The 14,163-nt window shown below is 63.8% G+C and carries 14 protein-coding genes; 7 read left to right on the top strand and 7 right to left on the bottom strand.

Features of this window, described 5'->3' with window-relative positions:
- The first annotated feature begins 3 nt into the window (after positions 1 to 3).
- Positions 4 to 1,173: an abortive infection protein gene (locus H5P29_RS16105; protein ID WP_154383948.1), complete on the top strand. Its 1,170-nt coding sequence runs from the start codon at positions 4 to 6 to the stop codon at positions 1,171 to 1,173.
- A gap of 61 nt (positions 1,174 to 1,234) precedes the next feature.
- Here H5P29_RS16105 and H5P29_RS16100 read toward each other — a convergent pair whose 3' ends face one another.
- Positions 1,235 to 1,801, bottom strand: a complete 567-nt coding sequence (locus H5P29_RS16100) for a GNAT family N-acetyltransferase (RefSeq protein WP_067961137.1) — start codon at positions 1,799 to 1,801, stop codon at positions 1,235 to 1,237.
- A 231-nt stretch (positions 1,802 to 2,032) separates the two neighbouring features.
- Between H5P29_RS16100 and rirA the strand changes: the two genes are divergently transcribed.
- On the top strand, positions 2,033 to 2,494 hold the full coding sequence (gene rirA / locus H5P29_RS16095; protein WP_067961133.1) for an iron-responsive transcriptional regulator RirA: 462 nt from the start codon (positions 2,033 to 2,035) through the stop codon (positions 2,492 to 2,494).
- A gap of 25 nt (positions 2,495 to 2,519) precedes the next feature.
- Here the strand turns inward: rirA and H5P29_RS16090 are convergent, their stop codons facing one another.
- Genes H5P29_RS16090 through hemP form a run of 5 tightly spaced genes read right to left on the bottom strand, consistent with a single transcriptional unit; the run spans position 2,520 to position 6,652 of the window.
- Positions 2,520 to 3,311: a heme ABC transporter ATP-binding protein gene (locus H5P29_RS16090; RefSeq protein WP_067961130.1), complete on the bottom strand. Its 792-nt coding sequence runs from the start codon at positions 3,309 to 3,311 to the stop codon at positions 2,520 to 2,522.
- 22 nt (positions 3,312 to 3,333) lie between these two features.
- Positions 3,334 to 4,443 carry an iron ABC transporter permease gene (locus H5P29_RS16085; RefSeq protein WP_185910106.1) on the bottom strand — a complete coding sequence of 370 codons (1,110 nt, stop codon included), beginning with the start codon at positions 4,441 to 4,443 and terminating at the stop codon, positions 3,334 to 3,336.
- A gap of 10 nt (positions 4,444 to 4,453) precedes the next feature.
- Positions 4,454 to 5,359: a hemin ABC transporter substrate-binding protein gene (locus H5P29_RS16080; RefSeq protein ID WP_154383947.1), complete on the bottom strand. Its 906-nt coding sequence runs from the start codon at positions 5,357 to 5,359 to the stop codon at positions 4,454 to 4,456.
- A gap of 5 nt (positions 5,360 to 5,364) precedes the next feature.
- Positions 5,365 to 6,417, bottom strand: coding sequence for a hemin-degrading factor (locus tag H5P29_RS16075; RefSeq protein WP_154383946.1), 1,053 nt, complete (start codon positions 6,415 to 6,417; stop codon positions 5,365 to 5,367).
- A gap of 10 nt (positions 6,418 to 6,427) precedes the next feature.
- A complete protein-coding gene (hemP, locus tag H5P29_RS16070) occupies positions 6,428 to 6,652 on the bottom strand; it encodes a hemin uptake protein HemP (RefSeq protein ID WP_067966393.1) in 225 nt (74 codons plus the stop codon).
- Positions 6,653 to 6,906: 254 nt separating this feature from the next.
- Between hemP and H5P29_RS16065 the strand changes: the two genes are divergently transcribed.
- The 5 genes from H5P29_RS16065 (at position 6,907) to H5P29_RS16045 (ending at position 10,469) form a co-directional block, all read left to right on the top strand.
- Positions 6,907 to 9,024 carry a TonB-dependent hemoglobin/transferrin/lactoferrin family receptor gene (locus tag H5P29_RS16065; RefSeq protein ID WP_210252491.1) on the top strand — a complete coding sequence of 706 codons (2,118 nt, stop codon included), beginning with the start codon at positions 6,907 to 6,909 and terminating at the stop codon, positions 9,022 to 9,024.
- A 65-nt stretch (positions 9,025 to 9,089) separates the two neighbouring features.
- Positions 9,090 to 9,467: a hypothetical protein gene (locus tag H5P29_RS16060; protein ID WP_185910406.1), complete on the top strand. Its 378-nt coding sequence runs from the start codon at positions 9,090 to 9,092 to the stop codon at positions 9,465 to 9,467.
- Between the two features lie 59 nt (positions 9,468 to 9,526).
- Positions 9,527 to 9,781, top strand: coding sequence for a hypothetical protein (locus H5P29_RS16055; RefSeq protein ID WP_154383944.1), 255 nt, complete (start codon positions 9,527 to 9,529; stop codon positions 9,779 to 9,781).
- Positions 9,782 to 9,791: 10 nt separating this feature from the next.
- Positions 9,792 to 10,106: an antibiotic biosynthesis monooxygenase gene (locus H5P29_RS16050; protein ID WP_154383943.1), complete on the top strand. Its 315-nt coding sequence runs from the start codon at positions 9,792 to 9,794 to the stop codon at positions 10,104 to 10,106.
- 3 nt (positions 10,107 to 10,109) lie between these two features.
- Positions 10,110 to 10,469, top strand: coding sequence for a VOC family protein (locus H5P29_RS16045; RefSeq protein ID WP_246670675.1), 360 nt, complete (start codon positions 10,110 to 10,112; stop codon positions 10,467 to 10,469).
- 57 nt (positions 10,470 to 10,526) lie between these two features.
- Here H5P29_RS16045 and putA read toward each other — a convergent pair whose 3' ends face one another.
- Positions 10,527 to 14,132, bottom strand: a complete 3,606-nt coding sequence (gene putA / locus H5P29_RS16040) for a bifunctional proline dehydrogenase/L-glutamate gamma-semialdehyde dehydrogenase PutA (RefSeq protein ID WP_154384217.1) — start codon at positions 14,130 to 14,132, stop codon at positions 10,527 to 10,529.
- Positions 14,133 to 14,163: the final 31 nt, after the last annotated feature.

Raw genomic sequence — 14,163 nt, 5'->3', positions numbered from 1 at the left:
AATATGGCGAACGAAACCGTTCCGGCCAACAGGACAACTGCATCTGGACGCCGGCAGATCATCAAGGGCGGCGCAGCGATCACCGCCGGCATGGCGCTGGTTTCTGTCGGCCTGAGCCGGGCCAAGGCGACCGGGACTTCAAGAGCTACGGCACCGGACAGCCGCAAGCCTTTGAGCCTATGCGGCATAGTCTACGACACGGGCACCAACTACTGGCCGGGCCAGCTGTCGCGGCAGATCTGGAACCGGGCAGTGGTGCAGGAGGAAATGCGCGTCATTCGCGCCCAGCTTCTCTGCAACGCGATCAGTATTTCTGGCACCAACATCCAGCGGCTCGAACAGGCTGCGACGGCAGCTTTCGGCCAGGGGCTTCAGGTATGGATGCAGCCGCGGCTGTTCGACGCCAGCAGGCAGGACATGCTGACCTATCTCGGCGAGATCGCAACGATGGCCGAGACACTTGGGCAGCGCCACGGAAAACTCGTCCTCAATGTCGGCTGCGAGCTTTCAATGTTCACCCAAGGCTTCGTCGAGGGCGGCAACTTCCAGGAGCGCATGGCGACGCTGCAATCCTCTCCGGTTCCGCTGTTTCCTGACATCAACAAGGCGCTCGGCGAGCACCTGGCTCAGGCAAGTGAGATTGCCCGCAAGCACTTCAAGGGTGAGATCACCTACAGCCCGATCCCCTGGGAGGACGTCGACTGGAAGCTGTTCGACATCGTATCGGCCAACTACTACCGCGACGCCGACAACCGCTCGACCTATGTGGAGGGCCTGCGCGAGCTGCGGCGCCACGGCAAGCCGGTGGTCATCACCGAATTCGGCTGCAGCACCTTCGAAGGGGCCGAACAGCGTGGCGGAATGGGTTTCGACATCATTGACTTTGAGCAGGACCCGCCGCGGATCAAGGACGGTCATGTCAGGAGCGAGCAAACGCAGGCAACCGAGATAGGCAACCTGCTGCGCCTCTATAAGGAAGAAGAGATCGACGGGGCCTTCGTCTACCAATTCCTGTCGGAGGGTGAAGTGCATTCGCCCGATGCGCGCTACGACCTCGACATGGCCAGCCACGCCATCGTCAAATGTCACGGCATCGATCTCGCCAGAGGCAAGATCCGCTGGGAGCCAAAGCTGGCCTTCCACGACATCGCAAGGATTTATGGGCAGTCGTGAGCAGATCTTCCGACCCGCTCGGATGCAGTCAGGTAAGTGACGCTGCTCACCGAGACATGTGTCAGGCAGCAATCGCCTTGCCGGCACCGCGCCTGCCGAGAACGGCGGACGCGCGCCAATCGGCATCAAGGCCTGCCGCGCCGTCGAGTTCGATGATGCCGTTGGTTTCGCCCTGCTGGAAGCTGAGCTTGGCATCGAAACGCCGGGCCAGGGCCTTCATGGCGCTGTTGTTGGCGTGCGTCGTCACCTGCAGCCTGAGGTAGCCGAGCCCCCTCGCCTGGGCAACGAGGCGCTGGAACAACCGTCCGCCGATGCCCCGGTTCTGGATCTTGTGCTCGACGCTGAAGGCAATTTCGGCCGTCGGCTCGCTCTCTTCGGCGCGTTCGTGCAGCTCGGCGGCGGCAAGTACCTTGTCGCCCTCGACATAGCCGATGACCGTCGCCCCCTCGCGGAAGCTGCGCTCGGCATAGGCTTGGAGAAAGCCGTCATGGGTCAGGCCGTTGAAGCGGTCGCGCCGGCTCTGGTCGTCAAGTCTCAGCAGATGTTCGGCAAAGCGGGGCAGATCGGACGGCCGCAACTGACGGATGACGCCCGTCAATGGCCTTTGTGTGCGTATGATCTGTTCCATGTCGCAGTCCTCATGGGTTCCTCCCTGAGTCTCCAACTCCCGACATCGCTAATATTGTGCAGCGCAGCATCAAAATCAACCGTTTTGACCTTTACGTAAATGCAAGGCTGCTATGCGCCACAAATATGACTATCTCCGTCATATATAATTTGAAACCCTGTCTGGAATTGTTCTAAGGTATGGGCCATATTAGCCGGACTCGCGGACTCAACGCAGAGCAAGGAACACGCAATGCGCCTCACACGCCAGACCAACTACGCCATGCGCATCCTGATGTATTGCGCGGCCAATGAAGGACGGCTGAGCCGCGTTCCTGAAATCGCCGCTGCCTATACGGTGTCGGAACTGTTCCTGTTCAAAATCCTGCAGCCGCTGGTCGAAGCCAAGCTGGTGGAGACGGTGCGTGGCCGCAACGGCGGCGTGCGCCTTGCCAAGCCGGCCGACCAGATCTCGCTCTTCGACGTCGTCCGCGTCACCGAAGAGAGCTTCGCCATGGCCGAGTGCTTCGAGAACGATGCCGCCGAGTGCCCGCTTGTCGACAGCTGCGGCCTGAATTCCGCCCTGCGCGAAGCGCTCAACGCCTTCTTCGAAGTGCTGGCGCGCTACACCATCGCCGATCTGGTCGCTGCACGTCCAAACATGCGCGACCTGCTCGGGCTGCACTTCCCCGAGCCCAGCGCCCTGGCCAGCTGACACGCCCTGGCCAAGTGCAAAGGCTTCAGGCCACGGCCGATTGCGGCAGCACGAACGGAATATCCCCCTGAGGCAGCGCACCGACGCGCAGCCGGCAGCCGAACACCTTTTCGATCAGACCATCGGTGAGCACGACCTGCGGGGCACCCGCGGCCGCAAGCTTGCCGCGATGCATGACGCAGATCTGGTCGGCATACATCGCCGTCAGATTGAGGTCGTGCAGGATCGCGACAACGCCGCCGCCGCGCCGCGCGAAATCGCGGGCGATGTTCATGATGATCAGCTGGTGCTTGATGTCGAGGCTCGACACCGGCTCGTCGAGGAACAGATAGCGCGGCTGCCCGTCCAGCACCGGCGCCCACACCTGGCACAAGACGCGGGCAAGCTGCACGCGCTGCTGTTCGCCGCCTGAAAGCTCCTGATAGAAGCGTCCGGCAAAGCCTTCGAGATCGACCCGGGCCAGCGCCCGCTCCGGCAGCCGGTCGTCCTCGCCCGCCAATGCGCCTGAGCGGCCGCCCGTCACGCCAAGCTTGACGATCTCGCGCACCGTGAAGGGAAATGACAGCGCCGTCGACTGCGGCAGCACCGCACGGATGCTTGCCGCTTCCCATGGCTTCAGCTTCACTGCGTCGCGCCCATTGAGCGATACCTGGCCCGAATAGGCCAGTTCGCCCGTCAGCGCTCTCAGGAAGGTCGTCTTGCCGGAACCATTGGGTCCGACGATCGCTGCCAGTTCACCCGGACGTACGGTGAAATCCACATCGCTGACGATGCGCGTGCTGCCGATCGACACCGAAACCTGGCGTGCTTCGATCATGAGTACCTCACAGTTCGCCGCATCAAAGATCGACGACGCCGCGCTTGCGCAGCAATATCCACAGGAAGAACGGGCCACCGACGGCGGCGGTGACGATGCCGATCGGCAACTCGGCGGGTGCCACGATGGTGCGGCTCACCGCGTCCGCCAGCAGCAGCAGGCATGCGCCCAGAAGCGCCGACGCCGGCAAGAGGTAGCGGTTGTCGGGTCCGATCGCCAGACGCAGCAGATGCGGCACGACGATGCCGACAAAGCCGATGCCGCCGCTGACCGCCACCGATGCGCCGATCGCCGCCGAAACCGCAACGATCGCGACATATTTCAGCCGCTGGACCGGAACGCCGAGATGGCTTGCCGTCGCCTCGCCCAAGGCAAGTGCATTCAGCCCCTTGGCCATGAAAGGCGTCGTCGCCAGGGCCAGGACGATGATCGGGCCGGCACCCGCGATCTTCAGCCAGGTCGCGCCGGCCAGCGAGCCGAGCTGCCAGAATGTCAGGTCGCGCAATTGCCTGTCGTCGGCGATGTAGACCAGCACCCCGGTCAGGGCCATGGCCATCGCGCCCAGCGCGATGCCGGCCAAAAGCATGGTGGCGATCGAGGTTCGCCCCTGCCGCGTGGCGACATTGTAGAGGATGATGGTGGTGAGCAGGCCACCGCCAAATGCCGCGAATGGCAGCGCGTAGCTGCCGAGCAGCGCCGTGAACGGTACAAGCACGGTCGCGCCCAGCACGATCACCGAGACGGCGCCAAGGCCCGCGCCTGCCGATACACCGACCAGGCCGGGATCGGCCAGCGGATTGCGGAACAGGCCCTGCATGACCGCGCCCGATACGGCAAGCGCTGCGCCCACCAGCATGCCCAGCACGATGCGCGGCAGGCGAATGTCGTAGACGATGACGCTGTCGCGCATCGACAACGCCTCATTGCCCGGCGTCGCGCCGAACAGCCAGCTGCGAACGAGCCCAAGCGCCGAGGCGTCGGATGCGCCCCATGTCAGGCTGAACAGCGCCGTTGCGGCCAGCGCCAGGGCAAGCAGGCCGATGACCAGCAAAGCACGAGCGGAGCGGTCGCCGTCGACACGGCGACCTCTCTCCTGCACGCCGGCGCCGCCGGCGATCGTTTCATCCACCACTGTCCTGGCCTTACTTCTTGACGGCGTCGCCATAGAGCGCAACGGCGAGGTCCTTGATCGCAGCTGCCGTGCGCGGGCCGAAGCCGAGCAGATAGGCGCCGTCCATGCGGATAACTCGCCTGGCCTGACCGGCCGGCGTCGAGGCGATAGCTGGATGGGCGAACAGCTCGTCGTCGGGGACTGCGGTGCCGCCGCCACGATCCATCATCAGGATCACATCGGGCCTGGCGGTGATCGCCGCCTCGTCGGTGAGCTGCTTGTAGCCAGGGTAGCCTTCGACCGCATTGACGGCACCGGCCAGCGCGATGATGCCGTCGGCAGCGGTATGGTTGCCGGACGCCAGGATTTTGCCGCCCTGCATGCTGAGGATGAACAGCACGCGTTTGCGCTCGCCTTGCGCAATGTCCTTGGTCAGCGCCTCGGCTTCCGACAGCTGCTTGCCGACGTCGGCGGCAAGCGCCTCGGCCTTGGCATCGGTGCCAAGCGCCTTGCCGACGATGCGGATCTTCTGGAGGATGCCGTCATGGCTGAAGCCTTCCGGCACCTGGATATACGGGACGCTGGCCTTCTTGAGGACGTCGATCGCCTCCTTTGGGCCGCTGCCCTCGAGCGCCAGAATGCCGGTCGGATTGACCGACAGCACACCCTCGGGCGACAGCGCCCGCATATAGCCGACGTCGGGAAGCTTGAAGACCGCTTCCGGATAGACGCTGGTCGAATCACGGGCAATGAGCGCCCCCTCTTCGCCGAGCGCATAGACGATTTCGGTGATCGAGCCGCCGACGGAGGCGACGCGGGTGCGATCAGGCAGGACTGTGGCGCCCTCGACCGCCATGCTGGCGGTGCCAATGGCCAGCAGCACCGACAGGCCTAGTGCGGCTGAGCGAAGCAGCCGTTGGGGTGTCGACATCATCATGCTCCTCAGGCCGCGTTCTGCTGCGCAACCGGCAGGGACTCGACTAGGTCGCGCCAATCCGCGCGCTCGTCGTGGCCTTCCTTACGCTTGCCGAAGAATTGGATGATCATCTCGCCATTGGCATCATAGGCCTCGACCGAGGTGACATGGCCGTCCTTGGTCGGCTTGCGAACTGCCCAGAGCTCGTGGACGTGAGCGGTCCTGAGATGCAGGTGGAACGTCTCGTCCATCACATTGAGCCACGGACCCATCGGCTTGATGTTCTGGACCGAGCCGGAATGAATCTGGATGCAGCCATGGTTGCCGACGAAGCACATGATCAGCTGGCCGCTTGCGGCCGCCCGGTCGAACACTTCGGTCAGCGCGCCATGTTCCAGCTTCCAGGCATAGTCCTGGCCGACCATGCGCATGGCCTGCTGGCGGCCGAGCTTGAGCGACTTCAGCATGCCGAAGAACTCATGCGTGTCGGTCAGCTTGCTCCAGCGGTCGCGCAACTCCTCAACACCGGTCGACGTCTCCTCGTCCGGCGACTTCACCACTGAAGGAACCGTCACGATCGACGGGTCCTGATTGTCGCTGATCAAGGTTTCGACCAGCTTCTGATATGCGTAGAGGTTGGAAGCCGGACGCAGGTGGATCTTGTGCACCGCCGTGCCGGCGGCGTCGAAGAACTGCAGGCTGCGGCGGATGTCGTCGCCGTCACGCTTTTCGACGGCGAAGCCGTGAACCCAGGCCCTCGGAAAGATCCTGAGATCGATCTGTTCACCGAGCACCATTGCGGCCTGGGTGTCGGGCACGACCTTGTCGTAGATGCCGATCTTTTCATGGACCGCGCTTTCGTTGCGGGTCAGGGCCATGACTTCGCCGACGGCCTCGATGCCGGCGAGCAGATCATTGACGCGCGGTTCGATGCGAACGACACCCTCGCCGCAATGTGCAGCCACCAGCTCGGCCTCGGAAATGCCGAGCTGGCTGGCGAGATCGCGCTCGCGCATCTTGGGGTTGTCAGTTCGCGCCCGCCTGATTTCGTGTGGGTTGGGCCTTACGCGCTGGTCCATTTGAAAACACCTACTTGTTGAGAATGAGCTTGCCCTGACGGGTAATCTTCAGGCGGTAGAGAGCGCCGCCATGGTCGATGCCGATCTCGAAATCACCGAGAAACAGCGACTCGCTGGTCAATGTCCTGACCGCGAGGGAACCGGCGATCGGACGCGCCGCAACCTGGCCTTCAGGCCGGCGGTATCCGTGCCGGAATTGGCCAGAACGGAAATGGTTCGGATTGTGCGAATTCATCTCATTCCACTCCTTCATCCGTCCGCCGCGCCGGAAAAGCCCGGACGAGGCCCTCATGCTTGAATCTATTAGTTGACTCGAACATTCATGTTTATTAGTCAGTGCAATACCGGAGTGATCAAGTCAAGATTTAAGACGCAGCCGGCGAGCGAAAAATTGCTAGCGAGCGAAAAGCAAGCCAGCACGAGACATTTTTGGAGTGGGACATGGGGCTAGTTGGTCGGAATAAGGCAGCTCTGCTGGGCGGAGCGGCAATGGCGGTGTTCGTGGGCGCGCATGCGGCTCACGCGCAGGAAGCCAAAACCACTGAGCAGGACAAGAAGCCGCGAGTCACCGTCCTGCAACGTCTCGTCGTCAGCGCCGGCGTCGCCAAGGTCGCCATCGATACGCCGCAGGCGGTGACCGTCGTGGAGCAGGAAGATATTGACCGCCTTCAGCCCGAGACGATCGGCGAAATCATCCGGGCGACGCCCGGCGTCAACGTGACGGGCTCCGACAGACTGCTTGGCCAGAGCTTCAACATCCGCGGCATCGGCGCGCCGGAAAACACCGGCGACGGCGGCCGCATCATCGTCAACGTCGATGGCGCGCAGAAGTTCTACGAGCAATATCGCCTGGGATCGTTCTTCTCGGACCCGGAACTCTACAAGCGCGTCGAAGTGCTCCGCGGGCCGGCCTCCTCGACGCTCTACGGTTCGGGCGCCCTCGGCGGCGTCATCAATTTCGAGACCAAGGATGCCTCCGATTTCATCGCCGAGGGACAGACCGGTGCCCTGCGCCTGAAGAGCTCCTGGAACAGCAACGGCAATGGCTACCTGGTGAATTCCGTGCTTGCCCAGCGGCTTGGCGACAACGCCGAGTTCCTGTTGACCGGCAACTACCGCGCTTCCGACCCTTACGAATCCGGCAACGGCAAGGAAGTCATCGGCACCAATTTCAAGGCCTGGTCCGGGCTCGCCAAGGGCACGTTCAATGTCGGCGACGAGGGCAAGCTTCGGCTTTCCTACCAGCAGTGGGATTCCGAGCTCGAAGATCAGCAGCTGTCGCAGACGAGCGCCGCCGCGTTCTTTGGCCTCATCGACCGTCACATCATCGACCGCACGGCCGTGGCGTCTTACGAGAATCCGTTCTCAGATAACGACATGCTCGACGTGAAGGTGTCGGCATCATACTCCAATACCTACAACGAGCAGCGCAACGCGGACCTGCGTAACCCGGGCCCGGGAAACCCGGGCTGCGGCACCGGCTCGTTCGCAGTCGTCTGCGACTCGAACTACGGCTATGAAACCTGGCAATTCAATGCCCAGAACACCATGGAGTGGGCTGGCGACAATTGGGAAAACCACCTGACGGTCGGTTCGCAGTCGAGCTACCAGACCCGTAAGGCCGAGGCTTTCCGCAATGATGGAACGCAGTTCCCGGTCACCTTCCATCCCCAGGGCACGGACCTCAAGACAGGTGTGTTCGTTCAGAACGAGTTCGTCTGGGACGATCGGCTGACCGTCATCCCCGGCATGCGTCTCGACTGGCACAAGCTGACGCCGGACGATGCATTGAACGCGCCGTCCAGTGACGACACCGCCTTCTCGCCAAAGATAGCCGCCCACTACAAGATCAATGACACCTTCGCTGTGTTCGGTTCCATCGCCCATACGGAGCGGTTCCCGACCATCGACGAAGTGTTCTCCACCGCAAGCTCGTCATCGACGTTCCTGCCAAGCCTTGGGCTCAGGAAAGAACAGTCGAACAATTTCGAGGCCGGTTTCGCCCTGTCCGGGTTCGACCTCGCGCAGGCTGGTGACAGCGGCCAGGTGAAAGTCAACGGCTTCTACAACGACGTGAAGGACCTTATCGCCCTGAACCGTCCCTTCCTGCCAGGATTCAACAACAAGCAGGGTTTCACCAACATCGACCAAGCCGAGATTTATGGCTTCGAGATCGAGGCGGCATACGATTCCGATTATGTTTTCGCCAATGCGGCCTATTCCTACGTGGTCGGCAAGAACAAGCTTACCGATGCCTATCTGACGACCGTGGCGCCACACGAGCTGGCGTTGACGCTCGGAGGCAAGCTGCCTGATTACGACCTTTCGTTCGGCTGGAAGGCACGCATCGTGGCCGGCCCGCAGGATGCCGCCCGCGACGGAACCTCTGCCCCGGTCAGCGATCCCACCTCGACACGCTTCGCCAAGGCCTTCAACACCCACGACATCTTCGTCACCTGGAAGCCGCAGGACGGCCAACTCGCCGGCTGGGAAGCCAATTTCGGCGTCGATAACATCTTCAACAAGCAGTACAAGGAGTTCCTGATGAACGACGATGCCAAGGGCCGGACGTTCAAGGTCTCCCTGTCCAAGCAGTTCGGGTGGTAATCGTGCGCTTTGGCGTGAACGCGTTGTCACCCCTGGTCGCGGCAGCACTGCTTGCCGCCACGGCCATGGCGGGCGCCCAGAGCGCCCCGTCGGCCCCGGCATTTGTGCTCGAGCTCAACGCAGCCCAACCCTCCGACAAGGGCTGCCGCTTCACCTTCGTCGTCACCAACAATCTCGGCGCCGCGCTGTCCAAGGCGGCGTTCGAGATTGCGCTGTTCAACGAGGCGGGCGTCGTCGACAGGCTGACGGTGCTCGATTTCAAGGACCTGCCGGCCGGCAAGACCAAGGTCACGCGCTTCGACCTGTCAGGCACCGACTGCACCAAGGTCAGCCGTGTCCTGATCAACCAGGCCACCGATTGCACCGGCGGCGGGATCGACGCGACGGCCTGCCTCAAGGCGCTGCGGACCGAAACCAGATCCGGCATCGCCTTCGGCATCTGAGACCAGCCTTGCCCAGACTCCTGTCCCCCGGCGCGCGGCGCATCGAAAGGCATAAACGCATGTTCGGACTGAACAAATTCGATCAGATGGTGAAACGCCAGGGCGACGGCCTGCTGCCCGAGATGCGCGAGCTGTTCGACCGCCTGGCAGCGATAAGGACGAGCGAAAACGTGACCGACCTTGCCAGCTACCGTGCGCAGTCGACGACCCAGGCTGGCCCGAATCCAAGAGCCGCCGGTGACGGTACCGGCGCCAATGTTGTGTCGCTACGCAGCGCTCAAAGGACTACAACAGCGCAACGCAAGGCCCGTTGAAAGGAAGACAATGTACATCGCAATGAACCGCTTCAAGGTGCAGAACGGCTCCGAGACCGCCTTTGAAGACGTCTGGAAGAACCGCGACTCGTCACTGAACGAGATGAAGGGCTTTCGTGAATTCCACCTGCTGCGCGGCCCGGTGAACGAAGCCGAAGGCTATACGCTCTACGCGTCGCACACGATCTGGGCGAGCCAGGACGACTTCGTCGCCTGGACCAAGTCGGAAAACTTCCGCAACGCCCACAAGAACGCCGGTTCGGCCAAGGCATCCTATGTCGGCCATCCGCAGTTCGAGGGCTTCTCGGTCGTCGAAGGCGCCTGACAATTGACCGACCTCGCCCGCAGCATGCCGGTCTTGCCCTCGCCCGACATCGGCGAAAGCCGCGATTTCTATCGCGACAGGCTCGGCTTCGACGTTATCAGTCCCGAAATGGACGACTATTTGATCGTGCGGCGCGGCGAGATCGAAATCCATTTCTGGAAGTCGGACGACGGCAAACTGCCGGAGGTGACATCCTGCTACATCAGGGGTGGCGAGGTTCCAGCCCTTCACGCCGTGTTTTCGGCGCGCGGCGTGGAACGGCTCAGCCCGTTCACCGTGCGGCCATGGAACATGAAGGAATTCCACGTCCACGACCCGCATGGCAATCGGCTGCGCTTCGGCTGCGCGCAGGAAGAAAGTTGAAAGGGGCAGGCCCACGCCTGCCCCTTTCGTATTGTGCGAGCGTGATCCTGCTCGGCTTTAGGCCGAGGCCAGCAGGCTGGCGTTGCCGCCGGCGGCCGTGGTGTCGACGCAGACAGCGCGTTCATGGGCGTAAGCCGCCGGATAGATCACCTCGCTGATCAGCGGAACGATCGGCCCCTTGCGCTCGGCGATGACCTTGCGGACGATGCGCATGCTCTCTTCCGTGCCCGAATAAGCCACGACATCGACGGCCAATGCGCGCGCTTCCACCGGGTCGGGGCGACCGTCGATCGCGGCGATCGGCAGATCCTTGCCCATCAGGGCATGGACGGCGGCCGGCGCACCGGGCGCAACGGCCAAGACCGCATTGCCGGCGGCCAGCGCCTGGATCGCCTGGGCAAGCAGGGTCTCAGCGTCAGGGCCAAGGCACAGAACGCGCCCGCGCGGGTTGAGCGACAGCGTGTTCGCCTCGCCCGTCGGTCCGGGCAGGTCGACCTGGCCGAAGTCGATGCTCGCCGCTGCCGCGATGGCCTGAGCGCCCTTGCCGCGCAGATGCTTGCGCAGCACAGCGATGCGATCGGTCCGCGTCGCCCACTCGCCGGTATCGACGAGATTGTCGACCAGCTCGGTCGCCGTGACCTTGCGACCTTCCGGCAGCACCGCGCCCGCCTCGGGCGACTTGCGGAAACGACGGAGATAGTGCGGTCCGCCGGCCTTGGGCCCGGTCCCCGACAGCCCCTCGCCGCCAAAAGGCTGCGAGCCGACGACGGCGCCGATCTGGTTGCGGTTGACATAGATGTTGCCGGCGTGGATGCCGTCGACCATGTGCTGGACGCGGCCCTCGATGCGGGTGTGCAGGCCGAAGGTCAGGCCGTAACCCTTGCGGTTGATCGCCGAAATGATGTCGTCGATCTCATCGGCCTCGAAGGTCGCGACATGCAGCACCGGTCCGAAGACCTCGCGCTCCATCTCCTCGATGCCTTTGACCTTGAAGACATGCGGCGCGACGAAGCGGCCATCGGCCGGCGCGTCGAGCTTGGCGATCAGCTTGCCCTTGGCTTCCATCGCAGCGCAGTAGTCGCGGATCGAGCTCTGCGCTTCTTCGTCGATGACCGGGCCAACGTCGGTCGACAACTGCCACGGATCGCCGATGGTCAAGGCATCCATCGCGCCTTTCAGCATCTCGACCATCTTCTTTTCGACATCGGTCTGGACGTAGAGCACGCGCAAGGCCGAGCAGCGCTGGCCAGCACTCTGGAACGACGAGGCCAGCGCGTCGCGGATCGCCTGCTCGGGCAATGCGGTGGAATCGACGACCATCGCGTTGAGGCCGCCGGTCTCTGCGATCAGCATCGCGTCGGGCGCCGCGGTCTCGGCCAGCTGCTTTTCGATCAGCTTGGCAACGTCCGTCGAGCCGGTGAAGCAGACACCGGCGATGCGCGGATCGGCCGTCAGCGGTGCGCCGACGGTTGGGCCGTCTCCCGGCAGGAGCTGGATCACGTCTTCCGGCACGCCGGCCTCGCGCATCAGGGCCACCGCACGCGCGGCAATCAGCGGCGTCTGCTCGGCCGGCTTGGCAATGACCGAATTGCCGGTGACCAGGGCCGCCGCGATCTGGCCGGTGAAGATGGCGAGCGGGAAATTCCACGGCGAGATGCAGACGATGGCACCGCGCGCCTCGGTGCCGGCCTCGGTCTTCTCAGCCTCGGCAGCGTAGTAGCGCAGGAAGTCGACCGCCTCGCGGACCTCGGCGACGCCGTCCGACAGCGACTTGCCGGCCTCGCGTGTGGCGAGCGCAAAGAACTCGGCGGCATTGGCCTCGTAGAGATCGGCTGTGCGGCGCAGGATGGCAGCGCGTTCGGCAACGGGCTTCTTCGCCCAGGCCGGCTGTGCCTCGATGGCAAAACGCACTGCCGTCGGCACCTGCTTGGCCGCAGCCTCGGTCACCGTGCCGACGATGTCGTCGGGCTTGGCCGGATTGGTCACCTTGCGCGACGCGCCGTAGCCGGCGGCGCGGGTAACCGGCTTGGCGCTCCAGCGGTCCGGCCCCTTGAATTCCGCCTTGGCCTTGTCAAGCGCTGCCAGCGTCACCGGGTCGGTGATGTCCCAGCCCTTGGCGTTGATGCGGCCAGCGCCGAAGATCGCCGAAGGCGTCGGGATCGACGGATTGGATGCCGTCCCTTGCGTCTCCACCGTGTCGAGCGGGTCGCGGGCGATGTCCTCGGGGGCGACGTCCTCGTCGGTCAGCTGGTGGACGAAGGACGAGTTGGCACCGTTCTCCAGCAGGCGGCGGACCAGATAGGCAAGCAGGTCGGAATGCGCACCGACCGGCGCATAGATGCGGCAGCGCGTGCCCTCTGCCTTGCGCACCGTCTCGTGCAGCGCCTCGCCCATGCCGTGCAGGCGCTGGAACTCGAATGAGGTGCGGTCCGTGGCCATCGACAGGATGGCGGCGACGGTGTGGGCGTTGTGGGTGGCGAATTGCGGGTAGATGCGGTCCGTCATCGACAACAGCTTGCGGGCGCAGGCCATGTAGGAGACGTCGGTGTTGGCCTTGCGGGTGAACACCGGATAGCCCGGCAAACCCATCGTCTGGGCGCGCTTGATCTCGGTGTCCCAATAGGCGCCCTTGACCAGGCGCACCATGATGTTGCGGTCGAGCTTGTTGGCGAGCGCATAGAGCCAGTCGATGACAAAGGCCGTGCGCGGGCCGTAGGCCTGGACGACGACGCCGAAACCATTCCAGCCTTCGAGCTGCGGACTGGCCAGCACGCCCGCAATGACGTCGAGCGACAGGTCGAGCCGGTCAGCTTCCTCGGCATCGATGTTGAGGCCCATGCGCGCATGCTTGGCGGCGAGGCACAGCGACAGCAGGCGCTCGGTCATGACAGGCAGCATCTCGTCCTTGTGCGAGACCTCGTAGCGCGGATGCAGCGCCGACAGCTTGACCGAAATGCCGTGATTGTAGCGGATGTCGGGGCCGTTGGTGCCATTGTCGAGCGACGAGATCGCCTCGGCATAAGCGCGGTGGTACCGCAGCGCGTCGGTCTCGGTGCGGGCGGCCTCGCCCAGCATGTCGAAAGAATAGAGATAGCCCTTCTGGATCATCGAGCGGCCGCGCTTGACGGCCTCGGTGATGGTGCGGCCGAGGACGAATTGTTCGCCCATCTCGCGCATGGCAGCCGCGACCGCGGTGCGGATCACCGGCTCGCCGAGGCGGCGGACCATGGAGCGCAAGGTGCGCTCGATCGAACCCTCGCCTTCGTCGAGCACGCGACCGGTCAGCATCAGCGCCCATGTCGACGCATTGACGAAGATCGAGCTAGAACCGCCCGAATGCGACGACCAGTCATGCGGCGCGATCTTGTCCTTGATCAGGTCGTCCATCGTCTCGGTGTCGGGCACGCGCAGCAGCGCCTCGGCCAGACACATCAACGCCACGCCTTCCTTGGTCGACAAGCCGTAGGCAGAGAGGAAAACCTCCATCAGCCTGGGATCGGTCGAGCCGCGCACGGCACGCACGAGATCGGCGGCACGGGCCGAGATCGCCTTGCGGTCGTCCTGGGAAAGGTTGGCGAGAGCTGCCAGCCGCTTCACAGCGGCGGCTTCGTCGGGGAGATAGTTGGCGCGGATTTCCTGGCGGATGGCGTCGAGCGCGGGCATGGCGATCCTGTAGAGCTGTTGCGGCTGCGCC

This window comes from Aminobacter sp. MDW-2, assembly GCF_014250155.1.
GTDB classification, from domain to species: domain Bacteria; phylum Pseudomonadota; class Alphaproteobacteria; order Rhizobiales; family Rhizobiaceae; genus Aminobacter; species Aminobacter ciceronei.
This window is presented reverse-complemented; position numbering and strand designations above follow the sequence as displayed.